General features: G+C 64.0%; 29 protein-coding genes. 1 reads left to right on the top strand and 28 read right to left on the bottom strand.

What is annotated here, in order from left to right:
• Nucleotides 1–20 precede the first annotated feature (20 nt).
• From GGD90_RS14500 to GGD90_RS14370, 27 genes are all read right to left on the bottom strand, one after another.
• Entirely contained in the window at nucleotides 21–491 is a 471-nt protein-coding gene (locus GGD90_RS14500) for a thioredoxin domain-containing protein (protein WP_153116325.1), read from the bottom strand.
• A gap of 75 nt (nucleotides 492–566) precedes the next feature.
• Complete coding sequence (locus GGD90_RS14495) at nucleotides 567–881, bottom strand: HypC/HybG/HupF family hydrogenase formation chaperone (RefSeq protein ID WP_153116326.1); 315 nt, start codon at nucleotides 879–881, stop codon at nucleotides 567–569.
• 1 nt (nucleotide 882) lies between these two features.
• A complete protein-coding gene (locus GGD90_RS14490; protein WP_228273695.1) occupies nucleotides 883–1,575 on the bottom strand; it encodes a HyaD/HybD family hydrogenase maturation endopeptidase in 693 nt (230 codons plus the stop codon).
• Nucleotides 1,576–1,578: 3 nt separating this feature from the next.
• Nucleotides 1,579–2,292 (bottom strand): Ni/Fe-hydrogenase, b-type cytochrome subunit, encoded by a 714-nt coding sequence (gene cybH / locus GGD90_RS14485; protein WP_228273696.1) that lies wholly within the window; start codon nucleotides 2,290–2,292, stop codon nucleotides 1,579–1,581.
• Nucleotides 2,293–2,316: 24 nt separating this feature from the next.
• Nucleotides 2,317–4,107 (bottom strand): nickel-dependent hydrogenase large subunit, encoded by a 1,791-nt coding sequence (locus tag GGD90_RS14480; RefSeq protein WP_153116327.1) that lies wholly within the window; start codon nucleotides 4,105–4,107, stop codon nucleotides 2,317–2,319.
• A 3-nt stretch (nucleotides 4,108–4,110) separates the two neighbouring features.
• Entirely contained in the window at nucleotides 4,111–5,220 is a 1,110-nt protein-coding gene (locus GGD90_RS14475; RefSeq protein ID WP_322741713.1) for a hydrogenase small subunit, read from the bottom strand.
• A gap of 719 nt (nucleotides 5,221–5,939) precedes the next feature.
• Nucleotides 5,940–6,419 (bottom strand): nickel-responsive transcriptional regulator NikR, encoded by a 480-nt coding sequence (gene nikR, locus GGD90_RS14470; RefSeq protein WP_153116328.1) that lies wholly within the window; start codon nucleotides 6,417–6,419, stop codon nucleotides 5,940–5,942.
• Between the two features lie 120 nt (nucleotides 6,420–6,539).
• The gene (locus tag GGD90_RS14465; protein ID WP_153116329.1) at nucleotides 6,540–7,688 is read right to left on the bottom strand and encodes a DNA polymerase Y family protein; all 1,149 of its coding nucleotides are present in this window, start codon (nucleotides 7,686–7,688) and stop codon (nucleotides 6,540–6,542) included.
• 40 nt (nucleotides 7,689–7,728) lie between these two features.
• Entirely contained in the window at nucleotides 7,729–9,321 is a 1,593-nt protein-coding gene (locus GGD90_RS14460) for a methyl-accepting chemotaxis protein (RefSeq protein ID WP_153116330.1), read from the bottom strand.
• A gap of 118 nt (nucleotides 9,322–9,439) precedes the next feature.
• Nucleotides 9,440–9,754 (bottom strand): hypothetical protein, encoded by a 315-nt coding sequence (locus GGD90_RS14455; RefSeq protein WP_153116331.1) that lies wholly within the window; start codon nucleotides 9,752–9,754, stop codon nucleotides 9,440–9,442.
• Nucleotides 9,755–9,925: 171 nt separating this feature from the next.
• Nucleotides 9,926–10,468 carry a peptide deformylase gene (gene def, locus GGD90_RS14450; RefSeq protein ID WP_153116332.1) on the bottom strand — a complete coding sequence of 181 codons (543 nt, stop codon included), beginning with the start codon at nucleotides 10,466–10,468 and terminating at the stop codon, nucleotides 9,926–9,928.
• A gap of 157 nt (nucleotides 10,469–10,625) precedes the next feature.
• Entirely contained in the window at nucleotides 10,626–12,041 is a 1,416-nt protein-coding gene (locus tag GGD90_RS14445) for a tetratricopeptide repeat protein (RefSeq protein WP_153116333.1), read from the bottom strand.
• Between the two features lie 211 nt (nucleotides 12,042–12,252).
• Nucleotides 12,253–13,176, bottom strand: coding sequence for a tyrosine-type recombinase/integrase (locus GGD90_RS14440; RefSeq protein WP_184415215.1), 924 nt, complete (start codon nucleotides 13,174–13,176; stop codon nucleotides 12,253–12,255).
• A gap of 22 nt (nucleotides 13,177–13,198) precedes the next feature.
• Nucleotides 13,199–13,405, bottom strand: coding sequence for a DUF4224 domain-containing protein (locus tag GGD90_RS14435; RefSeq protein WP_153116335.1), 207 nt, complete (start codon nucleotides 13,403–13,405; stop codon nucleotides 13,199–13,201).
• Nucleotides 13,406–13,440: 35 nt separating this feature from the next.
• Nucleotides 13,441–13,629, bottom strand: a complete 189-nt coding sequence (locus tag GGD90_RS14430; protein WP_153116336.1) for a hypothetical protein — start codon at nucleotides 13,627–13,629, stop codon at nucleotides 13,441–13,443.
• A complete protein-coding gene (locus tag GGD90_RS14425) occupies nucleotides 13,626–14,375 on the bottom strand; it encodes a hypothetical protein (RefSeq protein ID WP_153116337.1) in 750 nt (249 codons plus the stop codon). Before GGD90_RS14425 ends, GGD90_RS14430 begins: the two co-directional genes overlap by 4 nt.
• Nucleotides 14,341–15,891 carry a replication endonuclease gene (locus tag GGD90_RS14420; protein ID WP_184415213.1) on the bottom strand — a complete coding sequence of 517 codons (1,551 nt, stop codon included), beginning with the start codon at nucleotides 15,889–15,891 and terminating at the stop codon, nucleotides 14,341–14,343. The genes GGD90_RS14425 and GGD90_RS14420 overlap by 35 nt, the downstream gene beginning before the upstream one ends.
• Nucleotides 15,892–16,469: 578 nt before the next feature.
• Nucleotides 16,470–16,688 (bottom strand): hypothetical protein, encoded by a 219-nt coding sequence (locus tag GGD90_RS14415; protein ID WP_153116339.1) that lies wholly within the window; start codon nucleotides 16,686–16,688, stop codon nucleotides 16,470–16,472.
• A 9-nt stretch (nucleotides 16,689–16,697) separates the two neighbouring features.
• Nucleotides 16,698–16,847 (bottom strand): hypothetical protein, encoded by a 150-nt coding sequence (locus tag GGD90_RS14410; protein ID WP_153116340.1) that lies wholly within the window; start codon nucleotides 16,845–16,847, stop codon nucleotides 16,698–16,700.
• On the bottom strand, nucleotides 16,847–17,545 hold the full coding sequence (locus GGD90_RS14405) for a hypothetical protein (protein ID WP_153116341.1): 699 nt from the start codon (nucleotides 17,543–17,545) through the stop codon (nucleotides 16,847–16,849). The genes GGD90_RS14410 and GGD90_RS14405 overlap by 1 nt, the downstream gene beginning before the upstream one ends.
• Before the next feature lie 123 nt (nucleotides 17,546–17,668).
• Complete coding sequence (locus GGD90_RS14400; RefSeq protein ID WP_153116342.1) at nucleotides 17,669–18,355, bottom strand: helix-turn-helix domain-containing protein; 687 nt, start codon at nucleotides 18,353–18,355, stop codon at nucleotides 17,669–17,671.
• A gap of 82 nt (nucleotides 18,356–18,437) precedes the next feature.
• Nucleotides 18,438–18,857 (bottom strand): type II toxin-antitoxin system VapC family toxin, encoded by a 420-nt coding sequence (locus GGD90_RS14395; RefSeq protein WP_153116343.1) that lies wholly within the window; start codon nucleotides 18,855–18,857, stop codon nucleotides 18,438–18,440.
• Entirely contained in the window at nucleotides 18,857–19,108 is a 252-nt protein-coding gene (locus GGD90_RS14390; protein ID WP_153116344.1) for a type II toxin-antitoxin system Phd/YefM family antitoxin, read from the bottom strand. The genes GGD90_RS14395 and GGD90_RS14390 overlap by 1 nt, the downstream gene beginning before the upstream one ends.
• Before the next feature lie 183 nt (nucleotides 19,109–19,291).
• Nucleotides 19,292–21,901 carry a bifunctional aconitate hydratase 2/2-methylisocitrate dehydratase gene (gene acnB, locus GGD90_RS14385; protein ID WP_153116345.1) on the bottom strand — a complete coding sequence of 870 codons (2,610 nt, stop codon included), beginning with the start codon at nucleotides 21,899–21,901 and terminating at the stop codon, nucleotides 19,292–19,294.
• A gap of 126 nt (nucleotides 21,902–22,027) precedes the next feature.
• Complete coding sequence (locus GGD90_RS14380) at nucleotides 22,028–22,378, bottom strand: YkgJ family cysteine cluster protein (RefSeq protein WP_153116346.1); 351 nt, start codon at nucleotides 22,376–22,378, stop codon at nucleotides 22,028–22,030.
• Nucleotides 22,375–23,112, bottom strand: a complete 738-nt coding sequence (gene trmB / locus GGD90_RS14375) for a tRNA (guanine(46)-N(7))-methyltransferase TrmB (RefSeq protein WP_153116347.1) — start codon at nucleotides 23,110–23,112, stop codon at nucleotides 22,375–22,377. The genes GGD90_RS14380 and trmB overlap by 4 nt, the downstream gene beginning before the upstream one ends.
• Nucleotides 23,113–23,121: 9 nt before the next feature.
• On the bottom strand, nucleotides 23,122–24,165 hold the full coding sequence (locus tag GGD90_RS14370; protein WP_228273697.1) for a tRNA dihydrouridine synthase: 1,044 nt from the start codon (nucleotides 24,163–24,165) through the stop codon (nucleotides 23,122–23,124).
• Nucleotides 24,166–24,477: 312 nt separating this feature from the next.
• Here GGD90_RS14370 and GGD90_RS14365 point away from each other — a divergent pair, with 312 nt between their 5' ends.
• On the top strand, nucleotides 24,478–25,044 hold the full coding sequence (locus tag GGD90_RS14365; protein ID WP_153116348.1) for a putative toxin-antitoxin system toxin component, PIN family: 567 nt from the start codon (nucleotides 24,478–24,480) through the stop codon (nucleotides 25,042–25,044).
• A gap of 46 nt (nucleotides 25,045–25,090) precedes the next feature.
• On the opposite strand, the gene yaaA is transcribed toward GGD90_RS14365, so the two are convergent.
• Nucleotides 25,091–25,924 (bottom strand): peroxide stress protein YaaA, encoded by an 834-nt coding sequence (gene yaaA / locus GGD90_RS14360; protein WP_153116349.1) that lies wholly within the window; start codon nucleotides 25,922–25,924, stop codon nucleotides 25,091–25,093.
• Nucleotides 25,925–25,957 lie beyond the last annotated feature (33 nt).

Raw genomic sequence — 25,957 nt, 5'->3', positions numbered from 1 at the left:
GGGCTTACCTGGAAATGCGCTCACGATGCCGCTCCGGCGGCGGACGTCAGCCGTGTCAGCGGCACACCGACGACGGGTGCTGGCGTGCCGGCAGCGGCGAGCAGTTGCGGCATGAGCCGCAGGTACTCGGACCAGTCGTGGGTCCCTTCGAGCGCGCCGAGATAGTCGTTGCCGCGCACGAATACCAGTGCCGGCCAGCGCTGGATGCCATAGCGCGGCGCCAGCGCCCGCGCCGCTGCCGGCATGAGCACGCCGGCGCGCAAGGGGCGCGGACTGGCCGCGACGAGTTCGGGCAGGATCACCGCCAGATCGAGGGTTTCACCAAAGCGTTGCGGATCTTCGACGAAGAAAAGAGCCGACTCGCCGGGCAGCGCGAGGAAATCAGGCAGGCTTTCCGGCGTCAGCGACGGATAGCCGTGGCGAACGAGCAGTGCCTGCAATAGGGGATGCTCTTCGGGACGCCGCGCGGGCGAGTGCAGGAGGGAGCTCATTCGTCGGTCGTCGCTGAATTTTTCGTGAATTTTTCGTGATTCGTTCGGGCTCGGCAGTCTCTCGTCGCGGGCAGCTTACTCGCTGCGGCTGGCGGGACGCAGATGCGCCGGCAACTGCGGCTCGCGCCCGACCAGATCGGCGAAAAGCAGATCGATATCGGGGACTTCACCGCGCAGGCTGGCATCAAGCGCATCGAGGGCGGCACCGATGTGCATGGCCTGCGTTGCATCGAGCACTTCGCGCGCCGTGCCGAGAAAAGCAAGTACCCAGGTGCCCGGCGGCTGCATGCCGATCAGGCGCATGTCCAGCCGCTGCCGTTCGCCGCGGCCTTCGCACCACGCCCACTGGCCGCTTTCAGCAACGACGCGCATGGGAATGCCAATGCACATCTCAGGTGCCCCCGTCGGAAAAGAGTTGGTTGGCAACACGCGCGTCGCCCATGCGCCAGGCCTGATCCTCCGACGGTCGCCCGGCTTCGTAGGCGTCCATCGACAGGCAGTCGCTGCTCGCATCCGCCGGATCGGCTTCGGTCATGGTTTGTGCAGCCGGCCGTGGAATACCGGGAGAGCCCCAGCCAGCGAGGGTTTCCAGCGCGACGGCGAGGGCCTGCGGCAGGCAGGCACGCACAGAGTCACGCAGGCTGCCGCCGTAATCGGAGACATCCTCGGGCTGAACACCGATGAGCAGCATGTCCTCGGGAAACTGCCCGGAAAACATCGCCAGCGAGAGCACTTCCTGAAAGCTCGATTGATGCAGGCTCATCTTGCGGATGCCGAGATAAGCCGGAATGTCGGCGTTACGCACCAGCTTGAAGGTCCCCGGCGGCAGGCCGTAGTCGACCGCGTCGAAAACGATCACGCGCCGCGCACCCTGCACGTAGGGCAGCAGGTAAAGCCCCTGCGTGCCGCCATCCATGAGACGGACCTCGTCCGGGAAGGTGTAGGCGGCGTCGAGCGCTTCCAGCGCGCGCACACCGAAACCCTCGTCCGCCCAGAGGATGTTGCCGATGCCGAGAACGAGGATGTCCGACTCGGTGCTGAGCTCCTCGTTCAGGACGCGGCGCCTGTCTGTTGGTCCGGACACCGCTCAGTCCTTGAACATCCGGTAGCCGCTGATGATCGTACTGATCAGCGTCTGCCGCGACATGATGTCTTCGCGCACGGCTGCGTAGATGTGCAGGATTACGAAGATGACGAAGGCCCACAGGCCGATGTGATGCCAGGTGTGCAGGTTCTGGCTGCCGCCGAGCAGCGGGATGACCCAGCCGAACAGCTTGTCCTGCCAGCTGCCGACGCCCGCCCCCTCGGAATAGAGCGCGAAGCCGGTGATGATCATGTACGGTGCGCCGAGCGTGAAGGCGAAGAACATCGAGAACTGCGCCATCGGGTTATGGCCGAGGTATTTCTTGGGATCGGGCTCGAGGAACAGATACCAGCGCAGTTCGAACATCACCTCTTTCCACCACTGCAGGTCCCAGAAGGGGAACAGGAACAGCTGCTTCGAGTACTGGTTGCCGACGAAGGCCCAGTAGACACGCCCGAGCAGCGCGATGGCGAAACAGTAGGCGGCGGCGAAATGGGCGAAGCGGATGTAGCCCATCCAGAAGCTGTCGCTGGCCTCGCCGGGCACCGAGGGCATCGGGTTGGCGATCAGATAACCGGTGACGCCGAGAACGACGATGAACAGCGCATTGAGCCAGTGCCACAGGCGCAACGGCGCCTCGTAGATGTAGTACGAGATTACCGTCTTGCCATCGGCGATCTTCGGACCCTTGAACTCGCGTTCCACGTACATGGTCATGACCGACTCCTCTGCTGATCCAGCCTACTTTACGGTTACCTTCGCCATTTCCTGTCCGTCGGGCGAAATCACGTGCGTCGAGCAGGCGAGGCAGGGATCGAAACTGTGCAGCGTACGGATGATCTCCAGCGGCTGGTCGGCGACAGCCAGCGGCGTATCCATCAGCGAGGCCTCGAAAGCGCCGATCTGTCCCTTGGGATCGCGCGGGCTGCCGTTCCAGGTCGTCGGCACGACGGCCTGATAATTGTCGATTTTGCCGTCCTTGATCTTGATCCAGTGGCCGAGCGCACCGCGTGGTGCTTCGGTAAAGCCCACACCCTTCGCTTCCTTCGGCCAGGTTGCTGGTGCCCATTTCTCGGTATTGGCCGTATTCAGGTCGCCGTTCTTGATGCTGGTGATCAACTTGTCCTGGAAGTAGCGCAGCTTGTGCACCGCCCAGGAGGCTTCGAGACCGCGTGCGGCGGTACGGCCGAGCGTCGAAAACAGCGCGTTGAGCGGCAGGCCGAGGTCCTTGAGCAGTTTGTCGACAGGCTCCTTGAACTCAGGATTCTTCTGCACGTAGCCGATCAGGTAGCGCGCCAGTGGCCCGACTTCCATGGCGTGGCCGCGCCAGCGCGGCGACTTGATCCACGAGTACTTGCCGGATTCGTCGAGCTCCTGGATGTCGGTCCTGCTGCCCTTGGCGTTGGGGCCGAGAACGAAGTTGGGCTCGGTGACGCCGTCGAAAGGATGCAGTCCCTTGCTTTCGTCGTCGTACCTGTACCAGGAATGCGTGACGAACTCCTGCACCTGTTCGGGATCCTTCAGGTCGACCTCATGTATCTTCGACAGATCGCCGTTGATGATGGCACCGCGCGGCAGGAGCAGGTTACTTGCCGAATAGTCGTTGGCACGCTCGGGAATGTCGCCGTAGGAAAGCACGCTCTTCGACGACAAACCACCGCCGTAGGTCCAGTCCTTGTAGAACGAGGCGATCGCCTGCAGGTCGGGCAGGTAGACCTGATCGACAAAGTCGATGGTGCGGTCGATGATCGACGACACCAGATTGAGGCGCTCCATATTGACCGCGCCGACGGCACCGACGTCGCTGACGTTGATCGCGCAGGGAACGCCGCCAACCAGCCAGTTCGGGTGCGGGTTCTTGCCGCCGTAGATGGTGTGGATCTTGACGATGTCCTTCTGGAAATCGAGCGCTTCGAGGTAATGCGCCACCGCCATCAGGTTGGCTTCCGGCGGCAGCTTGTACGCCGGGTTGCCCCAGTAGCCGTTGGCGAAGGGGCCAAGCTGACCCGATTCGACAAACTTTTTCAGGCGCGCCTGCAGGTCGCGGAAATAGCCGGGCGACGACAGCGGCCACGACGAGATGCTCTGCGCCAGTTCGGACGTCTTCTTCGGGCTGGCCGACAGCGCCGACACCACATCGACCCAGTCGAGTGCGTGCAGGTGGTAGAAGTGCACCAGATGGTCGTGCACCTGCAGCGTCAGCTGCATGATGTTGCGGATGGTGTTGGCGTTCTCGGGGATCTGGATGGCCAGCGCGTCCTCGACTGCGCGCACCGAAGTGAGTGCGTGCGTTCCGGTACACACGCCGCAGATACGTTCGGTGAAGGCCCAGGCGTCGCGCGGGTCGCGCCCCTTGAGGATGACTTCCAGCCCGCGCCACATGGTGCCGGTGGAAACCGCATTACGGATGACGTTCTTGCTGTCGAGGTTGACCTCGACGCGCAGATGCCCCTCGATGCGCGTTACCGGATCGACGACGACACGCTTGCCGCTGTTGTCGAGCTTGAAGCCCTGTGTTTCGTAGACACCCATCGCCTAGCCTCCGCTTTCGTTGTTGCGCGCTTCCGCAATTTCGCTGTTGCGCGCTTCTGCCCGGGCGCGCTTGATCGCCGTCAGTGCCGCATGCGCGGCGACAGCGCCGCCGACCACCGTCGTCGCGGCAATGCCGACCTGATCGGCGTTGGCTTCGATGCCGAACTGCTTGAGATCGGTGACGCGGTCGTAGAACGAACCCTTGTCCCAGAAGCCTTCCTCGGAGCAGCCGATGCAGCCGTGGCCCGACTGGATCGGGAAGGAAACGCCCTCGTTCCAGCGCACCGTCGAGCAGGCGTTGTAGGTGGTCGGCCCCTTGCAGCCCATCTTGTACAGGCAGTAGCCGCGGCGCGAAGCGTCGTCGTCCCAGGCTTCGGCGAACTGGCCGGCGTCGAAGTGCGGCCGCCGGTAGCACTTGTCGTGGATGCGCTGGCCGTAGAACATCTTCGGCCGGCCCTGCCGGTCGAGATCGGGAATGCGGTCGAAGGTGAGCATGTAGGTGACGACGGCGGTCATCACTTCGGGAATCGGCGGACAACCTGGCACCTTGATGATCGGCTTGCCGTGGATGACCTTGTCGATCGGCGTCGCGCGTGTCGGATTCGGCCGCGCCGCCTGCACGCAGCCCCACGATGCACAAGACCCCCAGGCGATCACCGCCTTGGCGTCGGCGGCGACGCGCTGCAACGTGTCGACGAAAGGCTTGCCGGCACTGATACAGAACATGCCGTCGTTGTTCAGCGGCGGATTGCCCTCGACGGCGAGGATGTAGTTGCCCTTGTACTTCTTCAGCACGTCGTCGAGCGCCGCCTCGGCCTGATGGCCGGCTGCCGCCATCAGCGTGTGATGGTAGTCGAGCGACAGCATCGAGAGCACGACGTCCTTGGCCAGCGGGTGCGCCGAGCGGATGAACGACTCCGAGCAGCAGGTGCACTCAAGTCCTTCGAGCCAGACGATCGGCGTGCGCGGCTTGGTCTCCATGGCGTGCGCGATTCGCGGCACGAAAGCCGGCGCAAGGCCAAGAGATGAAGCGGTCAGACTGCAGAACTTCATGAAACTGCGACGCGATACTCCTTGCCGCCTCATGATCTCGTAGAACGTATCGATCATCATCTGTCTCCGCCGATGTGGATGACACCCGACAAGGCCCGACCGGAACGCGCGCCCGTCGCGGTAAACCGCTGTTCACCTGCCCTGTAAATCGCTCCCTCGACCCTGACGCAAGACAGCAGCCGGGCACTGCGCCATCGTCCAGACACGGCAAGCCTTGACTCGTCTGGCACAGGCAAGCCGCCGACAAGCAGCGCGAACTCTGAGGATAGAGCGTCCCTCCCTTGACGCGGCCCCCCGCAACGCGGGGCCTTGCAGCTTCGGCGCGCGCACTGCGCGCGTTCGCCGGAACACTTCTTCCCAGGCAACGGCGCGGTTGAAGCAGCGGCGCGCCCTCATGCCGGAGAGTGATCTGCTGCCCGCAAGCAAATCCTGGTGCGGGCCTGTCTCCATTCTGTTGCCGCGTAGCGGACTCGACGTCCGGCTTGTCGCGACTTGTTCTATGGGCAGACGGTAGCAACGAAAATATTTGCCCGTCAAGTCAAAAAACACACGGCTGCTTTTTGCGCGACGACATACGCCGGATTCCCTCGGAAATCTCGTGGCGACAGGCGGAAATATGCCCGTTGCAAGCAGCGGGAAAACGCTCGGCCAGGCCGGGGAGAAGCGATCGCGCGCTGCGTTTCCCGCAACGGCAGCAGCGGAAAAATCCGCCAGTCAGCTGCGGAAAGTAGCCGGCTCCCGCTGCGACTGGTCACGAAAACACACGAAGATGCAGACGCTCAGCGGGCCGGCTTGAGATGATGGTGATGCATTTCGACGGACGCGGCAGCGGCATGCGCATGCACGTGGTCGTCGGCAAGCTCGACGGCGATCAGGTTGAGCTTGCCGTGGCGCACGCCACGCTCGGCCGTCAGCGTCGCGGCGAACTGCTTTACCGCCGCCGTCGGACCGCGCAGGAAAGCGGCTTCGAGGCAGTTTTCGTGGTCGAGATGCGCGTGCATCGTCGACACCGTCAGGTCGTGGTGATCATGTTGCAGGCTCGCCAGACGCTCGGCCAGATCGCGCTCGTGATGGTTATAGACGTAGGAGAGACTGGCGACGCAGTACGGCGCCTCATCGCGTTCCAGGCGCCACGCCTCGAGCTGGGCACGGATGATGTCGCGTACCGCCTCGGAACGATTGTCGTAGGCGCGGTCGGCGATCAGCGCATCGAACTGCGCGGCCAGTTCGCTATCGAGGGAGATGGTGAAGCGTTCCATGAGTGAGTCCTGTCGGTGGCGGATCGGTACGCAAGCCTTGCGGCTCTTGCCACAGGCGCGTTGGCTACCATCTTCAACACGGCTGCAAGCAGCGTCAACACTGGCACCGGAACGCAGCACTCAGAAAGGCAAGCGGCTTTGCACTGCGGGCGTTTCCGCTGCGCACTGCGCCAGCGGAAGCAGCCCGCCTGCCCTGACGCCAAGCAGCCTGATTTTCTGCGTCAGCGGAACGCGTTTCAGGCATTCGCCGGCGGCCTTGCGGATTACGCCGGCATCCGCGGTCGCCAGCGGCAGCGTCAGGTCGCGGGTGACGCTGCTGAAATCGGCGTACCTGAGCTTGATGCCGATGGTTTTACTGGCGTAACCCTTGCGCTGCAGGTCATCGGCGACGCGCACGCACAGTCCGGTAAAGATTCCGGAGAGCTGCGCGCGGTCGCTCCTGGCGTGCAGATCGCGCTCGAAGGTTGTTTCGCGACTGATCGATTTCGGTTCGCAGGCGGTGATAATCGGCCTGTCGTCCCGACCATTGGCGACGCGGTGCAACCAGGCCGCCGTGCTGCTGCCGAAACGGCGCGCCAGCAATTCTGCTGGCGCGGCAGCCAGTTCGCCGATGCAGTTGATCCCGAGTCGGCTGAGCGTTGCCGCCGCTTTCGGACCGATGCCGTTGATCTTGCGCGGCGGCAGCGGCCACAGCCGCTGCGGCACGTCCTCGATGCCGAGAACGGTCAGTCCGTCCGGTTTGTCGAGGTCGGAGGCGATCTTGGCGAGCAGCTTGTTCGGCGAAATGCCGATCGAGCAGCGCAGGCCGGTCGCAGCGAAGACGACATCCTTGATGGCTTGCGCCAGCGGCAGCGTGTCGGCGTCGATGGCGCTGAGGTCGATGTAGATCTCGTCGATGCCGCGATCCTCGATCTGCGGCGCAAGGCTCGCGACGGCGGCCTTGAACAGGCGTGAGTAATGGCGATAGGCGTCGAAGTTGGCCGGCAGCAGGATGGCGTCGGGCGCCAGCGCGGCGGACTTCATCAGCCCCATGCCGGAAAATACGCCGAGAGCGCGCGCTTCGTAGGTCGAAGTGGTGACCACGCCGCGGCCGACATAGTCACGCAAACGCGCGAAACGCTTGCTGCCGTCAGCCCGTTCCAGCGGCGCATCGACCCGCCGTCCGCCGACCACCACCGCCTGTCCGCGCAACTCCGGGTAATGCAGCAACTCGACGGACGCGAAGAAGGCATCCATGTCGAGATGGGCGATGCGACGACCACTGTTCATCCATACAGCTTACCCGAATCAGCGCCTTTACGCCGCAACTTCAAGCACTGACGGCGCTCTCCATGTGTCGCAGCAACAGGCGCAACTCGTCTGCTGTCTGATGCAGGCCGCTCGTTGCCACACCGACTTCAGCGACGGCTGCCCGCGCCATGTCGGCGGCAACGGAGACGCGCTCCATGCTGTTGGCGACCTCATGCGATGTCGTGCTTTGCTGGCGCAACATTTCGGTGATGTCACCGCTCACCGATGCCGCCTCCTGGCTGGCCTCACAGATCAGCTTGAGACCGCCGCTGCTTTCCTCGACACGGGCCGTGCCCTGCGCCACTTCCTGACGCGCGCTCTCCATGGTTTCGACAGCTGTCCGCGACTGCTCGACGATGGCCTCGACCGCCGAAGATATCTCGACGGTACTACGCGCCGTGCGGTCTGCCAGTTTGCTCACCTCATCGGCAACGACAGCAAAGCCCCGGCCATACTCGCCGGCACGCGCCGCCTCGATGGCGGCGTTGAGCGCCAGCAGATTGGTCTGCTCGGCGATCTCGCGAATGATCTGCGAGATGCTGGCGACGCGCGAAATCGAGGCATTGACCTCGCTGATACGCTGCGAAGAGTTGGAGACCACCTCAACCGCTCGCCGGTTGCTGTCAATGCTTGCAGCCATCGTCGTCATGCCGACCTGGGCCACGTCTTCGGTACGCCGGACCGCAGCAAGCGCAATTTCGGTGTTGCGTGAAATCTCGCTGATGGAGACGCTCATTTCTTCCATGGATGCCGAAACCTGCATGACGTTCTCGTTCTGCAACTCGGCAGCGGCGCCGATGCTGTGCATCGATTCCTCAAGCCTGGCACTGCGCTCTGCAACCTCAGCCGCCGACACCAGCACGTCGGCAAACATCGCGCGCAGGTGGATACGCAGGCCTTCCAGGCGCGAGAAGGCTTCGTTGAGAACACCTCCCGGCAAGGTGACCTGCTGATCAAGGGCGCCCTCGTCGATGCGTTCGATCACCTGTGTCAGCTGGCGCAGAGGCTTCAGCAAGCGCTGCTGCACGATCACCGCGCCTGCCAGCGCCAGCAGGGCTGCCGCAGCGCCACAGAGCAAACCTGACGCGCCCCCGAGCAAGCTGCCGCCAATGGCGAGTACTCCGATTGCCGCGCAGGTCGCGAGCGTCACTGGCCATAGCAGCCGCCCGGCCGAGGGCAAGGGCGCTGGCTTGAACACTGCCTGCTTTGCAGCAATCGCCTTGAACAATGCGTCGGCCGCGTCGATATCCGCCTGTTTGGCCGTGGTGCGAACCGACATGTAGCCGACACAGCGCCCCCTGTCCGTGATCGGCGTGACGTAGGCCTCGACCCAATAAAAATCACCATTTTTCGCGCGATTTTTCACGACGCCGCGCCATGGATGTCCGGCCTTGATCGTGCGCCAGAGTTCAGCAAAAACCTCTGACGGCACTTCGGGGTGACGGACAATATTCTGCGAATTGCCGATCAACTCCTCGCGCGAGAACCCGGTAACTTCAATGAACGACTGATTGCAGTAGGTGATGGTCCCGTGAAGATCTGTCTTGGTAACGATCGGTCTGCCAGGAACAAGCTTGCGTTCAACACTGGTGATCGGCAAATTCACGCGCATATGCTCATCTCCTCCACTTGTCACGAAGCGTTTTGCCGGCAGGAGAAAACACGCCCCGCCAGCGGATCTGTGTGATCAATTTCTTGGTGCTCGGCAAACGGCGCGTGCCGATTACGAATCAGCCGGAAAGCGTTTGAGGAGGGAGAAAAGCAGTCGTCTTCGCCCGTTTCACTTGGTCAACGCAAACAATGACGAGTTCAACATCAAAATCTGCGCTGCAATCTATACAACTGAAATAAAGTGAAAAATTCAAGCAGAAAGCATAGACAGAAAAATCTAGCAGAGAGATATTGCCATGCCAACGGGAAATTTTCAGCAGCCTCGCATTGCCGCGATGGCGGCGATAAGAGAAGTGTCCGCAGAACTGAAAATCCAGCCGGCGCAGGTTGCCCTGCCCGTGAGAATCCGGGCTCGAAGCAGTCGACCAGCGCATTGATCGGCTTTCCCACGGCGAAACCGGGCGGCCCGCTGGACATGCCGCCGCAAGCGGCGTGGGCGACCCTTGTCTTATTGACGAAACTCAGGCCAGGGACTGACGAGCACGGGCAATCCCCCTGCGCAGATGCAAATTCGAGCGTCTCGACGGGGCAATACCCCCGGCAGATCAGTCGACGGAAACGCTGGCTTCCTCGTGCGCAGGAAAGAGCACGTCGGTAAAGCCGAAGCGCGTGAAATCGCGAATGCGCATCGGATAGAGGATACCGAGCAGGTGGTCGCATTCGTGCTGCACGACGCGCGCGTGGAAGCCCTCGACAGTGCGGTCGATCGGCGTGCCTTCGCCATCGAAACCCTGATAGCGGATGCGCGTGAGGCGCGGCACCTCACCGCGCAGGCCGGGAACCGACAGGCAGCCTTCCCAGCCAGCCTCTTCGTCGTCGGCAAGCGGCGTGATCAGCGGATTGATCAGCACCGTTTCGGGGACAGCGTCGGCATCAGGATAGCGCACGCTCTGCGCGAAGCCGAAGATGACGATCTGCAGGCCGATGCCGACCTGCGGCGCCGCCAGTCCGACACCACCGGCAGCGGCCATCGTATCGAACATGTCGTCGATGATGGCAGCGAGCGCCGGCGTATTGAAATCGATGACCGGGCGTGCTTTCTGCAACAGGCGCGGATCGCCCATGCGCAGGATTTTGCGGACGCTCATCTGGAAGCTCTCCGGGCTGGAACAGCGCCATCCAGGGCGCTGAGCGAATGCCTGCCGTCAGACGCGGACGGCCGGCGTAGGGACGGATTATGCGGCAAAGGCAGCGTGGAAGCTGCGTCGGAATTCGGCGCCAGCGGTTTGCACGTAATCCGCGAGATCAGCGCGGGGCAACAAGCGCCGCCAGCGCATGGCGGACTTCATCGATCACTGGCCCCCAGCCGCCGCCCGCAGGCTGGCGAAAGAGGCGCATCACGCCGGGATACCAGGGTGAATCGCTGCGCCCCGTGAGCCAGCGCCAGTCGGTCTTGTAGTCGGGAAGCAGCAACCAGCAGGGTTTGCCCATGGCGCCAGCGAGATGAGCGACGGCGGTATCGACACTGATGACGAGGTCGAGGTTGGCGATGACGGCGGCCGTAGCGGAAAAATCAGCCAGCTGCGGTCCGAGGTTCATCAGATGCAGCCCGGCTGGCGGATCGGCTGCCTCGTCCTCGCCGGCGCCTCTTTGCAGACTGACGAAGCGCACGCCGGCAAGGCTCCCCAGTGCAGCCAGTAGCGGCAATCCGGGAAGCGAACGCTCGACGTCGTTTTCGAAATGCGGATTGCCCTTCCAGACCAGACCGACGCGCAGTTCGCGCCGGCCGGAGGCGGCACCATCGACGTCAGCCAGCTGCAGCAGCGCCGCCCAGCGCGCCGCCTTTTCGGGATCGGCATGCAGATAGGGCAAGCTTACCGGGATCGTCTCCAGCCGGGTGCGACAGTGGAAGGGAATGCTCATCGGCGGCGTCCAGTAGTCCCAGTCGGTGGCCGGCAGCTCGTCATCGAGGCCGATGAGCTGATCGACAGCAGCCAGCGTCGCGAACAGGGTTTTCAGGCCGGGATGGCAGAGCAGATCGACGCGCGCGGCACCGCGCTCCTTGAGTAGCGCGGCGTAGCGGCAAAACTGGATCATGTCGCCGTGACCCGCCTCGAAGCCGATCAGGATCGATTTGCCGTCCAGATCCTCGCCGCGCCAGCGCGGACAGGTGAGATGACGTTCGAGCGGCGCATACCAGTCGCGCGCTTCAAGGCAAGCCCAGCCCTCGTCGAAGCGCCCCTGACGCAGCAGCAGATAGCTGAAATTGAAGCGCGCCAGCGCGTAATCGGCGTCGAGCGCGATCGCCCGCCGGTAGCTGGTCTCTGCGGCAGCTTCGTCCTTGCAGCACGCCTGCAGGACACCCAGATTCGACCAGGCGACTGCAGAATCGGGGCGCAGCGCCAGCGCCCGGCGATACGCATGTTCCGCCTCGGCAAAGCGCTTTTGCTGCGCCAGCATGGCGCCGAAGTTGAGCTGCGTTTGCACGCACTCGGGGTTGCAGTCGAGCGCAAGGCGATAGTGTTCTTCAGCCTCGACCTTGTTGCCGGACTGATCGAGCAGCAGCGCAAGATTGGCGTGCGCCTCGGCGAAAGCGGGAACGAGGCCGATCGCCTCGCGGAAAGACGCTTCCGCCTGCGCCAGTTCGCGTGCCACCCAATGGGCATTGGCCGCGAAGAACAGCGCTTCGGCGGTAGCGGTGGAAGATTCGGGAGTTGTCACAAACGCAACTGTAACTTCGACATTTGCCGGCAGGAAGAAAAAAACGCCCGGCAAGTTTCCCGGCCGAGCGTTTGCTTTCCGCTGATGAAGCGCGTCAGACGGTGACCGTATCGGCCACCTCGCTGAACTCGGCGATCTGGTCGAAGTTCATGTAACGTGAATTTTTGCTACGCAGCGGCAAGGGTTTGAGGGGCAATTTGTCTAAGTCCGTCTAAGATTTTCTCGCGCGGTTCGGTTTTGCGACCGGCGTTTCCTTGCTGCGCAGGTATCGGTTATGGCTTGAGTCGGTGGTGTGGCCCAGCAGTGTTTTGCTGTCCAGCCCTTGCGCCTTGGCATCGGTGGCAGCAGCCGCACGGATGTCGTGAAAGTGCGCATCCTCGACCTTCGCATCGCTACAGGCCTTCTTCCATTGGTGGTGAATCGTGCCGTAAGCCAGCGGCGCTCCGTCTCGCTTGTGCAGCAGCGTGAGCCCCTTGACCGACTGGTGAATCGCCCTCGCCTGCTTGATGGCGGCATCAAGATCGGGCGTCATCGCGATAAGCACCCGCTGCCCGGTCTTCTGCTGCTTGACGAATACGCCGGCCTCGCTGATGTCCGAATACTTGACCTTGAGCACGTCCCCCATGCGCTGACCGGTGATGTAGGCGAGGTCCATCAGGCATTGCAGCGTCGGTGTCGCTTTTTCGCGGATGGCCGCATACTCGGCGGCGGTGATGTATCGATCGCGCTTCTTGGTCTTGAACTGCCCGATGTCTCGCACCGGGTTTGTTTCGACAACGCCCCAGCGCACCGCCCGCGCGAACATGCCCTTGAGGAAAGAGCGCAGCAGGTTTGCCATGCTTGGCGTTGCCTTGTTGTCATCGAGAAAGCTGGCGACATGCTGCGGCTTGATCTGCTGCGGCGTGAATTCGGCGAAGGCTTCAAGCACCCGGCGCGAGCAGCTCGTGTAGTTCTTGTAGGTGCTGTCCGCCACCGTCTTTTTCATGTCGGTCAGCGTGCGGCTGACCAGCTCGCCCAGCGCCCCGCTTTCCGGGCCTGCAGTCAGCCTGGCGTACTCCACCAGCGCATCGTGCAGGTTCCGCGCGAGCGGATGCCACTTGTTCTCACGGACCAAGTAATACCGGCCGTGCTTCAAGTGCATCCAGCGTGGCAACGATCTAGCCATTCCGTAGCCTCAACCTGGGTTCGGCGACTGGCGGCGCGGCATGGCCGCCCAGCCTTTCGATGATGAGGGCTTGCAGGACTCGCGGCCAGCCGTCCGCGCCGACAACGTAGGGAATGCGCTCGCGCTCCAACCAACGGCGGACCGCCGAGGGGCGACGCAGGCCCGTCAGTTGGATCAGCGCATCATGCGCGAGGATCATTTGCGCTTCTCCCGAAAGCAGGAATGTCGACGCCTTCAGCGCCCCGGAAAGCCGCCCGTCTTGCGGCGGATGGCTTCCGCCTTGAAGCGGCGTGTGCGCAGATCGCGGGCCGGGTCGTAGGTCGGCGACAGGTCGCGCATGTAGCGGCGCAGTCTGGCAAGCTCCAGCGAGACGACATTGGGCGCTGAAGCGGGGAGGGTCAGCTTGAATTCGCGCGGTTTCATGATGCAGCCTTTCTCAGGAGGGGTTGATCGCTTGCTACGGGGAAGGGAACGATGTCCGCGGTGTGCAGGCTGCGCAGCATTTCGCCGATGCGTTCCTGCATGTCCGAAAGCTCGGCGGCTACCGCCTTGACGGCGAGGCCGGCGCGCAGCGCCGCGTTCTCGGCCTCCAGTTCATCGATACGCGCGGCCTTCTGTGCGTTGTCATTCCGCAGCATTGAAAGCTCGCCATAAAGCATCGGCAGCGCGTTGAGTTCGGCCGGCTTGAGCGCGAGCTTCCCGACATCGGGCGAAACCAGCTCGCCGGTCTGGCGTTCGATGAACCAGCCGTCCCACTGCTGGTGAGACATCCGGCAAAAGACGCTTTCTGACTGCTGGCGCAGCGCTTCGAATGCGGCGACGGGAACGCCTTCTTCCCCGCTCTCCCAGCGCTTGACGGCCGCCTGAGAGACGCACAGGTAAGCGGCGCACTGCGCCACCGACAGCTGCAGCAGCTCGGAGCGCATAGCCTTGAAGCGCTCGGCGGTGACTTCGCGCCACGGTTCGGCATGAACCAGCCACATGGGCAGTACGCCGTTGAAAGCGCGTGCGTAGCGCTTGGCCTCATCGCTCCAGAACCATTCGGGGTGCGCGCCCTGCATCCAGCTCGCCCACTCGGTTTTTCTGCTGATCGAGACAGGCGCCCGGCCGGGCTTGCGCTTCTGTGCGGGCCTGCTATGTTTGGTCGTAGCCATGCCGAATGCCTCCAATTCGGTTTTGGTGAGGCGGGGTAGCGCGTGGCGCGCTGACTACCCCGCCGTTTTCTCTCTCGACACCCCGGCTTTCGCTGCTCACCGGTAGCCCATTTCGGAAAAATCCCAGCGGAAAACCGTCCGCATCGGCGGCGGTCGCGTAGCTCTCACGCGCTTCATTCCACCAGTGCGGATTCTTGGCCGACCGACCGCCAGATGTTAGCGACCACTCTCGCTGCAGGCCTTGCGACTGCTTAGGCGTACAGTTATTGACACGAGTCCAAGGGGCCGAAGCCTGCGGCTTCCGCCTGACGGTCCATTCGTGTTTTCTGGTTTCGAAGATCACGCCGCGCAGTGAAACGCCGACGATCTGTGGCCCGGCGTCCTCGCCATAGGCGTTGCGCATGCCAGGTGCTGCAACCTTCTCAAGCTGTAGCGGCCGATCCTTGCGCGGAATGCCGATGCCGCCCATCTGCGCCATGAAGTCTTTCCACTGGCCAGAGTCGGCCGCTGTCCAGAAGGGAAACAGCTCGCCCTGCCCCATTTCGCGCAGGCGCCGCAGTTCGCGCCAGATCGTCACGGACGGCTGGCCGATGGTCTGAAACTGGCGAATGCTCCACGTTGAAGCCCATGCCCTGACGCGCTGGGCACCATCGGCAGCACTGACGCCGACAGCCTCAAAGTCGTCGCCGATGCTCTCGCCGGTCGCGTTGATACCGTCGATGTTCTTGCCGATGTACTTCATCAGGTAGCCGGCCGCGCTGCCCTTTTCCGGGTCGATTCGTTCGGCGTGAAAGCGCGCCTTTCTGGCGCTGTCGCTGCCGAGTTCCTCGGCGTCGATCTCGCTGGCGTAGTGCCGCAGCACTTCGGTAACGGTCGGCATTGCCGCAGCCGGCATGAACAGCAAGACGTGCCAATGTGGCGTGCCGTCGTGGTGCGGCTCGGCGACGCGCACGCCGTAGGGCACCAAGCCCATGCGCGCCAGTTTCGCCCGCGCCTTGCCCCACTGCTGGCTGATGTAGGCCTGCGCCTCTCGTGGGCTTGTGCCGTCGTATTTCGGGTTCTCGACCACGAACGTTTCTGAAACGGCCTTGCGGGCGTGCATGCGGCTCGGCGCGGTGATGGTGTAGAACGCGGCGACGTGCCCGAATGCGGCGGCGTATTCCTCGCAGCCGCGCGCCCGCGTCATCAACTCGCCCTTGCGCAGTGCCGGGTTCGCCATGCTCTTGTCGGCGATGTCGTCGAGGTCGAATTGCTCGCCGTCCTCGTTCTCGATGGTGCTGCCCTCAAGCATCAGCCTGTTTCGGCGCTGCTGCTCGGCATGGCGAGCACATGCCTCGTCTGAGGCATATAGCCCAGCCCGGCGATGCACCATGCCGAAGGCGATCGCGTGCTTTTCGATCTCGCGGCCGATGTGCCGGCGAATGTTCCTCCGCCACCATTTGCCATCGGTCAGGCGGGCAATCAGGCCAGACAGTGAAACGACGGCTGGCAGGTTTGCGCCGTGGTCGCTGGCGTAGGATTCGAGGCGCATGCGGATCGCTTCGGCGGTCGTTGCAGTGGTGTCGGCGAGCAGTTCGCGAACATGCCGGGCGCGCCGGTCGGCTTCGTGGCAAATGTCAGTATCAGAGGCAGCGAGGGAAAGATTGCCGGCCGTCAGGCTGTCGTCGATTTCTTCGCGTAACCACGTATTCGCCGCCCGCTGCCCGCTGATGTCGTAGCGCTGGCGGTAGCTCTTGGCGACCGACGGCCGGAAGCGCGCGGGCAACCTTGCGAAGATGCGCCCGAGGTAGGGCGCGTCCATCGGATCGGGCGAGAGCTTCGCCACGTCCGGCGCCCAAGCGCCCGGCTCGGTCTTTACTTCCGCAGCCATTTCGCCACCATTGCCGCGCCGATGATGAGCGCTACCCACGGCAGATATTGCGTAGCGCTGCGAACCGCCGCGGTGCTGCTGGTGCTGCTGCCTCGTGATGTCACATTCCAGCCGGCGTTTGTGAATACGCCAGACATCCGAGAAATCGCTTGGCCGGAGTGCGCCTCTCCAGAGAGAACGTTTCCTTTTCCGGGGGAAATTTTGTAGCTCGATGGACCTGAATCTTCCATGGCGCGGCCTCAGTACGTGCGAGTCATGATCTTTTGCGGGGCGCTCGGAATGCGCTCAATGGCTTCACGCATGAGGCGTTCAGCGCGGCGGGCGACGTCCTTTGCGACGTGCTCGCAGAAGGAATGGGCGCCGGCCGGGTCGGCTGTACGGGACAGCCGGCCCACCGCATCCATGCAGATGAAGTCGCCCGAGGCCTTGCCCCGCAGGCGGTAGTACGTCGAGCACATGGCGTGCGCTCAGTTACTGCGGGGCGTGGTCGTTTGCGTGAGCGTCGCGCCTTGGCTGGACTTGGCGAAGATCACCAAGGCGACGAGAGCGGCCACCACCAAGACCGCCTTGCCGCTGCCCATACCGGAGAGCATCGAAACCGGAGCCATCGGGTTCATTACAGTTCCTCCAGCTCGGATTCATCGGCCGTGGTGCGCCCTTGTCCTGGCGCCTCTGCGTCTTCTTTCTGACGGGTGACGGTGTTTCCGCTACCGATCGCAAGAGGCGATTGGGCAAACAGGCTGGCGATCAGATCACCATGGGTGGCAGGCGGCGAAGCCGGCGCCGCCGAAATGATGCTGCGGCCCTGCAGATGGCGGAAAAGCAGGTAGTTTTCAGCCATCGCGCCGAAGAGTTCGCGGCTCTTTGCCTCGGTCTCTTCCGAGAACTCCGAGACAAACCCGGATTTGAGGCTTTCCAGCATGATGGTTTCGATGCGCGCATCGTTGGCATCCATGCGCTCGAAAACCTTCATCAGTTCGGCTTCGGGAAGATCGTCCCGCACGTACAGCGCCATGCGCGGCACCGGTCGCCAGATCGATGCGCCGGGCTTCGACGCGGGTTCGTCCGATTGCACCGGGGACTTTGCCGGCTGTTGCTTTTCCGGCTGGTCAAAGGTGATGCCTCGCGTCTCGTAGAAGCCGCGCAGGCTTTCGAGAAAAGGCATGTCCGGGACGAATCGGCCGGTTTCGAACTGCTTCAGCTTGTAGCCGGGCAGCTGGCTGTCATCAATGACCTGGGCCTGAGTAAGTCCCAGCTGAAAGCGGGAGGCGCGGGACTGCTCGGCGGTGATGGGTAGTTTTGCGGGAATTTTCATTTTCGCTCCTAGAGTGTTCGCAACAGGAATTGTCGCGTTCAGTTTCGAACACTCTAGGGCGAAGAAAACCGGCTGTCAACTATCGAACAACAAAAGTTCGAACTCGAACAGCCGGCTCTACTGCTACTTGTTGCTTGCCCCCCAAAACTCGATAAATGGCATCAGAGTTGCCAGGAGCAGGTTTGCCTCTTCCTCTCCATGTTTCTTTTTCATGTCCTCTGCCGTCGAGAGAAGCACCTGCTTCATCGACTCCGGCTTCAGATCATGATGCTGTGCGCGATCTCGTGCCGCGTCTTGAAGCGCATCAAGAAAATCTTCAAGGAACGCCCTCATAGAACGGAAGCGAACCTCCCCGATTTTTAGCCTTAGAAGTGTTTCTACCAAGCCAACAAGTTGCCTCTTCTCGTCTTGAGCCAGCTGTGAGAAGGCGAGCAGCGGGAAAGCCAAGTCGAACCATCTAGCCGCAGGTGCTGGTTTCCGATCATTCAGATCGCCCGCCCCGCCATCAGAAGCGAGAGCATCTTCTTTGCCGAACACTAGCCATGAAGGCGAACGCTTCAAAGCCAAACTCAAAATTCTCAGCTCACGGGCACCTGGCTTATATGTGCCCAGCTCGTAGCCCCGAATTGACGTTCTGGAAATGCCCCTGCCCTCCACGTCGGCGAGTTTGGTGAGGTTGCTCAAACCGTCATGGTTCAACCCCAGCCCTTCACGAACGGCTTTAACTCGCTCTCCAAGGCCGTCTTCGGGCATGGCGTTGGCAAGTACAAAGGCTGCGCCATCTGCCATTTTTTCTTCCGTCATGTTCATTCAATCTCGTCGGTTTAACCGGCTGGTTTCCCTGTGGTTGTCTGGCTTCCAGCCGGTTGCAGCAGGCGTTCTCTGACGTCCGTCACGCTCTCTCAGCTGGCTTAGCGAGAGCGACGCCGGCCGCACGCGCAGCATCGCACAGCGCCCCATCCTTCGCGGCAATCGGCAGCTGCAGGCGCATCGCCAGCTCAAGGTAAGCGGCATCATAACTGCTCAGTCCGTAGCGCAGCGCCAGCGCCAAATTCTCGGCCGGATCGGCTACGTCGCCATGCACGACGACCGGCAACCCCGCCTGAAACTTCATGATGTCGCGCGCCCGCGCTTCGCTGATTTTCCCGCCGACGACGGCCTTGCGCAGGACGTTCGAGAACTCCAGCGCCCAGAGCGCCGGCACGTGCGCCGTATCGGTGGCGAGGGCGTCTAGCATGGCTTCGGTGTAGGGCGTCGCCTGACTGGTGATGTGCCAGCCGACGACGACGGAGTTATCCACGACGAAGGGCATCAGTCGCGCCCTTCGTCGATGGCCTCGCGCAGATCGAAGTCATCGACCGGCGCTGCATCGCGCGCGGCGCGCAGACGGGCAATCATGGCGCGGCTTTTGGCGACGGCCTCGGCGCTCGGCGCCTGATGGAAGGGCACGATTCTGGCGATCGGCTCGCCGTGCCTGGTGACGGTGAATTCCTTGCCGTGCTCGACGGCCGCGAGGATTTCCGACAGTCTGGATTTGGCTTCGAAGATGGCAATAGTGTCCATGGCGGCGCCCTTGGCTGATCTGGTTAGCCTGATTATAGGCACTGCCCGCCGGAAGCGTCCAATTGCAGCCCCGATCCTGCAGAGGAAACGCCCGCGGCGCCCTCCGGCAGTGTCTAAAAACAAAAACCCGCACCAGTAACGGTGCGGGTTTCCGGGCAGCTACCAAGCGAATTTTTTTAGACGCTAGACGGTAACTTGTGCCGCAACATCAACGAACTCGGGGATGGTATCGAAGCACATGTAACGATAGACGTCGGCGGCCTTGGCATTGACCCGCTTGATCTGCTCCATGTACTCGTCGACGGTGACGATGCGCCCCGCCAGCGCGCACATCGCGGCGAGTTCGGCCGAACTCAGATAGACGCGCGTATCCAGACCGAGACGGTTGGGGAAGTTGCGCGTCGAGGTCGAGATCGCCGTCGAACCCTTGCGGATCTGCGCCTGGTTGCCCATGCACAGCGAGCAACCCGGCATTTCCATGCGCGCGCCCGACTTGCCGAGGATCGCGTAATAGCCTTCCTCGTTCAAGATCATCGCGTCCATCTTGGTCGGCGGCGCGATCCACAGCCGCGTCGGGATGTCGGCCTGGCCTTCGAGCACCTTGGCAGCGGCACGGAAGTGGCCGATGTTGGTCATGCACGAGCCGATGAACACCTCGTCGATCTTCTCGCCGGCGACTTCCGACAGCAGCTTCACGTCGTCGGGGTCGTTCGGGCAGGCGAGGATCGGCTCGGTGACTTCGGCCAGATCGATCTCGATCACCGCGGCGTACTCGGCGTCAGCGTCGGGAGCGAGCAGCACACCATCGGCGATCCACGCTTCCATCGCCTTGATGCGCCGGCGCAGCGTGCGCGCATCCTCGTAGCCGTTGGCGATCATCCACTTCATCAGCGTGATGTTCGAGCGCATGTACTCGACCATCGGCGCCTTGTCGAGGTGCACCGAACACGCCGCTGCCGAACGCTCGGCGGCAGCATCCGACAACTCGAAAGCCTGTTCGATCTTCAGGTCCGGCAGGCCCTCGATTTCGAGGATGCGACCGGAGAAGACGTTCTTCTTGCCCTTCTTCTCGACCGTCAGCAGTCCCTGCTTGATCGCGTAGTAGGGAATCGCGTTGACCAGATCGCGCAGCGTGATGCCGGGCTGCAGCTGGCCCTTGAAGCGCACCAGCACCGATTCGGGCATGTCGAGCGGCATGACGCCGGTGGCCGCGGCAAACGCCACCAGACCGGAGCCGGCCGGGAACGAAATGCCGATCGGGAAGCGCGTGTGGCTGTCGCCGCCGGTGCCGACGGTGTCGGGCAGCAGCAGGCGGTTCAGCCACGAGTGAATGACGCCGTCGCCCGGGCGCAGCGAGACGCCGCCGCGCGTGCTGATGAACGACGGCAGCTCGCGGTGCATGCGCACATCGACCAGCTTCGGGTAGGCGGCGGTGTGGCAGAACGACTGCATCACCAGATCGGCCGAGAAGCCGAGGCAGGCGAGGTCCTTCAGCTCGTCGCGCGTCATCGGGCCGGTGGTGTCCTGGCTGCCGACGGTGGTCATCTTCGGCTCGCAGTAGGTGCCCGGACGGATGCCTTGCTGTTGTCCATTGACTTCCGGCAGGCCGCAGGCGCGGCCGACCATCTTCTGCGCCAGCGAGAAGCCCTTGCCCGAATCGACCGGCACCTGCGGCAGGCGGAACAGCGTCGACACCGGCAGGCCGAGCGCTTCGCGCGCGCGTGCCGTCAGGCCACGGCCGATGATCAGCGGGATGCGGCCGCCGGCGCGCACTTCGTCGAAGATCACCGGCGACTTGACGGTGAATTCGGCGATCAGCTGGCCGTTCTTGAAAGCCTTGCCGGCGTAGGGCTGCAGTTCGACGACGTCGCCCATGTCCATCTGCGAGACGTCGAGCTCGATCGGCAGCGCACCCGCATCTTCCATGGTGTTGTAGAAGATCGGCGCGATCTTGCTGCCGAGACAGACGCCGCCGAAACGCTTGTTCGGCACGAAGGGAATGTCCTCACCGGTCCACCACAGCACCGAGTTGGTTGCCGACTTGCGCGAGGAACCGGTGCCGACGACGTCGCCGACGTAGGCGACGGCGTTGCCGCGCGCCTTCAGCGCTTCAAGCAGGCGGATCGGGCCAAGCTTGCCGGCTTCGTCGGGTTCGATGCCGGCGCGCGCGTTCTTCAGCATCGCCAGCGCGTGTAGCGGGATGTCCGGGCGCGACCACGCGTCGGGCGCCGGCGACAGGTCGTCGGTATTGGTTTCGCCGCTCACCTTGAAGATGGTGACGACGAGCTTTTCCGGCACGGCCGGGCGCGCGGTAAACCACTCGGCGTCGGCCCAGCTCTGCAGGACGGCGCGCGCGTTGGTAGCGGCGGCACCCTGGCCCTTTTCGGCCAGTGCCTGCACGTCGTGGAAGAAATCGAAAACGAGCAGCGTCTTCTTCAGCGCTGCGGCGGCCGCGGCGCCACATTCATCGCTGGCCAGCAGATCGATCAGCGGCTTGACGTTGAAGCCGCCAAGCATGGTGCCGAGCAGTTCGGTCGCCGCCACCGGCGTGAGCAGCGAACACTTCTCGTCGCCCGCGGCAAGCTTGGCGAGGAAGTCGGCCTTGACGCGCGCCGCGTCGTCGACGCCGGCGGGAACACGATGCGTGATCAGATCGACCAGCGTCGATTCCTCGCCGGCCGGCGGATTTTTCAGCAGCGCGACGAGGTCGCGCGTTTGCGCCGCGGTCAGCGGCAGGGGCGGGATACCCAGCGCGGCGCGCTCGGCAACATGCTGGCGATAGGCTTCAAGCACGGCAGTTCCTCTCTCACAAAGGTTCATCAGCAGTCGCCGGGAGACTCAGACGCGGCCGGCGGATAAAGAAGACGATTCAGGGGACAATTTCCCGCTCCGGAAAACCGCCCTCAAGTCTTATATATCTTATAAGTTATAAGCCTTGCTGTGAAGGGTTTCCAGCCCGTGCCGGCGCCGGGCGCGGTCGCAGGCATCATCGGCGATACCGAGTGGCGCCAGCTCGCCGAATTCACGGCATGGACCCGGCCGTTGCGCATAGATTCCGCAGCGCGCATCGACGCCGATTTCGCCCTGCAGGGCGACACAGCGCGGCGGCGCTTCGTCGGTGCCGCGCATGCGTACCAGCGATCGGGTCAAGGGCAGCGTCAGTACTGCCGGCACGAAGCCGTCGGGGGCTGAATCAAGCTCGGCGCGATGAAAATCGACGCGATACGCCGCGCAGCAGGCGCCGCAACCGAGGCAGCCGGGCGCGCTCAAGCGCCGTCTCCCGGAACAGGCACATCCGGCACATCCTGCGCGTTTGGCACAGCCGGCGCCAGACGCGCGGCCTCCAGATCGACGACGACGCGATACAGCGCGTGCCCCGACTCCAGATACTTGCGCTCGAAAGCCGTCGTCGCCCGTTCGGGCAGCCAGGGCTCGCTGCGCGCCGGTAGGCCGCTGAGCCGCTCGACGGCGAAGGCGAATTCCTCGGTGTAAATGCGCCAGTTGCTGCGGCATTCGAGAACGCCGCCGAGCGCCAGCACGGTCGGAAAGACCGCGTGCGCATGCCAGCGCCGCGCCAGCTGGCCGATCTTCGGCCATGGGTTGGGATAGAACAGCGCATGCCGCTGCACGCGGATGCCGGCGTCGGCAAGCAGGCGCCAGAAATCGACCAGATCGGCACGCAGCAGCAACACGTTGTCGGGCGCGGCCAGCCGCTGGCCGCGCGTCAGGCGCAAGGCCGACTGGTCGACACCAACGACGAAGTGATCGGAAAACTCGCGCGCCAGCGCAAAGCTGCTCTCGCCGGTGCCGCAGCAGGAATCGACGATCAGCGCGCCCCTGGCGCCGAAGCGCTCGCGGGCGGCGACGAACTCGGCGAAAGCGCGCCGGTTGTAATCGGCGATCGGCTGGCGGAAAGGCTGGCCGGCGCGACGATCGAGCAAGGCCGCCAGCTGCGTGTGAATGTCGTTCTGGGCGCTGCTCGGAACGCGAGAATTGGCGTACATACCGTGCTTTCAGTGCAGTGACGCGGCCGTCTCGGCGAGCACGTCGCGCGCCGGCACGCCATGCGCGCGCAGCACGGCCGACGCCTCGGCAACCGAGGTCACGCGGCGCAAGGCGCCGTGCAGCACGCCGGCCTCGCCGTAGCTGCGCGTCAGCGAATTGAGCCATTGCTTGATCCGTCCGGGAGCCGCTTTCGGCTGCACTCGCGCTTGCACGCCGTGCCAGTAGTCGGCGATCGACGGCAGCAGTTCGCGCCATTCGGCCTGCCAATGCTCGCTGCAGTCGCCGCCACTGCGCCAGGCGGCGATGCGCCGGGCGAGGAAAGGATCGGCGACGGCGCCGCGGCCGAGCATCACGTCCGCCAAACCGCTTTCGGCGCGGCAACGGTGGTAGTCGTTGAGCGTCCACACCTCGCCGTTGGCGACCACCGGAATCTGCAGCGCCTCGCCGATCGGCGCCAGCAACGCCCAGTGCGCCGGCGGCCGGTAGCCTTCGTCGCGCGTGCGCGCATGCACCACCAGCATGTCGATACCGCCGGCGGCCAGCGCCTGCGCGCAATCGAGCGCGCGCGCCGGATCATGCACGCCGAGGCGCATCTTGGCCGAGAGCGGCACGGTGGCCGGCAGTGCAGCGCGCACCGCACTGGCGATGCGGTGCAGGCGGTCAGGGTCTTCGAGCAGGACAGCGCCGCCGTCGTGGCGATTGACGGTCGGCGCCGGGCAACCGAAGTTGAGGTCGAGGCCGGCTGGCGCCAGTTCGGCCTGCCGTGCCGCGTTGTCGGCAAGGCAGGCCGCGTCGCCGCCGAGCAGTTGCACGCGGACCGGCGTTCCGGCGGCGGTGCGGCTGCCGTTGGCCAGCTCCGGACAGGTGTGCAGGAAAGTTCTCGCCGGCAGCACTGAGGTGGTCACGCGCACGAACTCGGTCACCGCCAGATCGAAGCCGCCGATGCGCGTCAGCACCGCGCGCAGGACAAAGTCGGCGACTCCGTCCATCGGCGCCAGCAGCACGCGCCCGCCAGTTTTTGCGGTCGCCGCTGCGGTCGCCTTTGCGTGCAATTCTGCGTTCGCCTCTGCCTTTGCCAGCCCTGCCTGAGGCTCCACTGTCCGCACTCCCGCGCAAAAGGCGAATTCTACCCGAGCGCCTGCGGCGGCCGGCCGGCAAAGGCCGGCGTCGGTGCTACTGCGCGCCGGCAGGCTACAGCGGCAGGCGGAGCGAGATCGTGCGGCGCGGTACGGGGTAACGCGGGGTAGAATCCTGCGCCTGATCGCCAGCCACTGACTGGCGCAAGGCAAGAAGCCGCATCAGGCCAGCCGACAGGGCGAGGCCATCGCAGCCGCGGCCGGCGACATCGACACTCGGGAGAACGCATGCCGGAACCGCAATCCAGCGCCAACACCAGCCGCTCAGGTGATTGCCACGCCGCCGCGACGGCAGCGGGAGGCACGCCGCGTCGACTCGTTCTCGACACCAACATCGTCATCGATCTGCTGCATTTCGCCGATCCGGCAACGGTCTGGCTGAACGAACCGATTGCCGATGGAAGCGTGCGCTGCTTTGCCACGCAGGAATGCATCGACGAACTGGCCAGCGTGCTGCCACGGCCGCAGTTCCGTCTCGACGCGGCGGCGGTCGAGCGCATCCTTGCCCGCTATCTTGAACTGGTCACGCTGGTCGACGACAGCGCCCTCGACGCCGGCGTGATCGACGCGATTCCGCGCTGTCGCGACCGCGACGACCAGAAGTTTCTCGTTCTCGCCGCCTTCGCTGAGGCCGACCTGCTGATCACGCGCGACCGCGAACTGCTGCGACTGGCGCTGCCGGGCCGCCGGGCGCCACCCTGTGCAATCAAGACCGCAGCCGCGGCACGCGACTGGCTGGCGACAAGCGCAACGCAAGAACTGGTCGGCGCCGTCGATCAGGCCACGCAAGCCTAGCGGCGGCCGGGCGCGGCCCGAATGCTGTAACGCCAAGTACCGCTATCTACTCCGCGCGGCGGCGGAACACCCAGCGCTGCGCGTCGGACGCGTCGGCGGCGAAGGCATAGCCCTCGACAGCGAAGTCCCTGAGCGCCGCGGCATCTTCCAGGCGATTGACGATCGCGTAGCGCGCCATCAGCCCGCGCGCGCGTTTGGCGAAGAAGCTCACCACCTTGTAACGACCGCTGCTCCAGTCCTCGAACACCGGCTGCACCACCGGCAGGCCGGGGCGTTTGCCGCCGAGCGCCTTGAAATACTCTTCCGAGGCAAGGTTCACCAGCGTTCGCGCCGACCCCGGCCTTGCCGCGTCGGCAGCGCCGGCGACGTCGCAGCCAGAGTCCTTGCCAGACTCGCCTCCCGCCAGATCGGCAGCGATCGCCTGTGCCAGCCGCTCACCCCAGAACGCGTAGAGATCCTTGCCGCGCGGATTGTCGATGCGCGTTCCCATTTCCAGCCGGTAAGCCTGCATCAGGTCGAGCGGGCGCAGGATGCCGTAGAGGCCGGACAGGATGCGCAGGTGCCGCTGCGCGAAACGCAGATCGTCGGCCGAAAGATGGCGCGCGTCGAGCCCTTCATAGACGTCGCCGTTGAAAGCGAACACCGCCTGCAGCGCGTTGTGCGGCGTAAACGGCGGCGCCCAATCGGCAAAGCGCGTCGCGTTGAGCACGGCGAGCTTGTCGCTGAGCCCCATCAGCGAAGCGATTTGCGCCGGCGACAGCTGCCGGAGGCGCTCGATCAGCTGCTGCGAGTCGTCGAGGAAAGCCGCTTGCGAATGCTCGATGGCCAGCGGCGGTGGCGAAAAATCGAGCGTTTTGGCGGGTGAGAGAACGATGATCATGAGGGCATCCCGAAGGCTGAACGAGTGCGGCGC

The organism is Rhodocyclus tenuis, from assembly GCF_014197755.1.
Lineage (GTDB): Bacteria > Pseudomonadota > Gammaproteobacteria > Burkholderiales > Rhodocyclaceae > Rhodocyclus > Rhodocyclus tenuis.
Note: the sequence above shows the minus strand (reverse complement) of the source record. Positions and strands in the feature narration are given on the sequence as shown.

What these genes read in the sequence shown, in the direction of transcription:
- GGD90_RS14395 (WP_153116343.1), bottom strand. Translation starts at nt 18,857, where the DNA reads ATGCCCTTCGTCGTGGATAACTCCGTCGTCGTCGGCTGGCACATCACC.
- GGD90_RS14460 (WP_153116330.1), bottom strand. Translation starts at nt 9,321, where the DNA reads ATGCGCGTGAATTTGCCGATCACCAGTGTTGAACGCAAGCTTGTTCCT.
- GGD90_RS14405 (WP_153116341.1), bottom strand. Translation starts at nt 17,545, where the DNA reads ATGAAAATTCCCGCAAAACTACCCATCACCGCCGAGCAGTCCCGCGCC.
- GGD90_RS14420 (WP_184415213.1), bottom strand. Translation starts at nt 15,891, where the DNA reads ATGCGCCTCGAATCCTACGCCAGCGACCACGGCGCAAACCTGCCAGCC.
- GGD90_RS14390 (WP_153116344.1), bottom strand. Translation starts at nt 19,108, where the DNA reads ATGGACACTATTGCCATCTTCGAAGCCAAATCCAGACTGTCGGAAATC.
- GGD90_RS14430 (WP_153116336.1), bottom strand. Translation starts at nt 13,629, where the DNA reads ATGAAACCGCGCGAATTCAAGCTGACCCTCCCCGCTTCAGCGCCCAAT.
- cybH (WP_228273696.1), bottom strand. Translation starts at nt 2,292, where the DNA reads ATGACCATGTACGTGGAACGCGAGTTCAAGGGTCCGAAGATCGCCGAT.
- trmB (WP_153116347.1), bottom strand. Translation starts at nt 23,112, where the DNA reads ATGTACGCCAATTCTCGCGTTCCGAGCAGCGCCCAGAACGACATTCAC.
- GGD90_RS14500 (WP_153116325.1), bottom strand. Translation starts at nt 491, where the DNA reads ATGAGCTCCCTCCTGCACTCGCCCGCGCGGCGTCCCGAAGAGCATCCC.
- nikR (WP_153116328.1), bottom strand. Translation starts at nt 6,419, where the DNA reads ATGGAACGCTTCACCATCTCCCTCGATAGCGAACTGGCCGCGCAGTTC.
- GGD90_RS14475 (WP_322741713.1), bottom strand. Translation starts at nt 5,220, where the DNA reads ATGATGATCGATACGTTCTACGAGATCATGAGGCGGCAAGGAGTATCG.
- GGD90_RS14400 (WP_153116342.1), bottom strand. Translation starts at nt 18,355, where the DNA reads ATGAACATGACGGAAGAAAAAATGGCAGATGGCGCAGCCTTTGTACTT.
- GGD90_RS14465 (WP_153116329.1), bottom strand. Translation starts at nt 7,688, where the DNA reads ATGAACAGTGGTCGTCGCATCGCCCATCTCGACATGGATGCCTTCTTC.
- def (WP_153116332.1), bottom strand. Translation starts at nt 10,468, where the DNA reads ATGAGCGTCCGCAAAATCCTGCGCATGGGCGATCCGCGCCTGTTGCAG.
- GGD90_RS14410 (WP_153116340.1), bottom strand. Translation starts at nt 16,847, where the DNA reads ATGAACCCGATGGCTCCGGTTTCGATGCTCTCCGGTATGGGCAGCGGC.
- GGD90_RS14415 (WP_153116339.1), bottom strand. Translation starts at nt 16,688, where the DNA reads ATGTGCTCGACGTACTACCGCCTGCGGGGCAAGGCCTCGGGCGACTTC.
- yaaA (WP_153116349.1), bottom strand. Translation starts at nt 25,924, where the DNA reads ATGATCATCGTTCTCTCACCCGCCAAAACGCTCGATTTTTCGCCACCG.
- GGD90_RS14365 (WP_153116348.1), top strand. Translation starts at nt 24,478, where the DNA reads ATGCCGGAACCGCAATCCAGCGCCAACACCAGCCGCTCAGGTGATTGC.
- GGD90_RS14435 (WP_153116335.1), bottom strand. Translation starts at nt 13,405, where the DNA reads ATGATCCTCGCGCATGATGCGCTGATCCAACTGACGGGCCTGCGTCGC.
- GGD90_RS14480 (WP_153116327.1), bottom strand. Translation starts at nt 4,107, where the DNA reads ATGGGTGTCTACGAAACACAGGGCTTCAAGCTCGACAACAGCGGCAAG.
- GGD90_RS14455 (WP_153116331.1), bottom strand. Translation starts at nt 9,754, where the DNA reads ATGCGCTGGTCGACTGCTTCGAGCCCGGATTCTCACGGGCAGGGCAAC.
- GGD90_RS14495 (WP_153116326.1), bottom strand. Translation starts at nt 881, where the DNA reads ATGTGCATTGGCATTCCCATGCGCGTCGTTGCTGAAAGCGGCCAGTGG.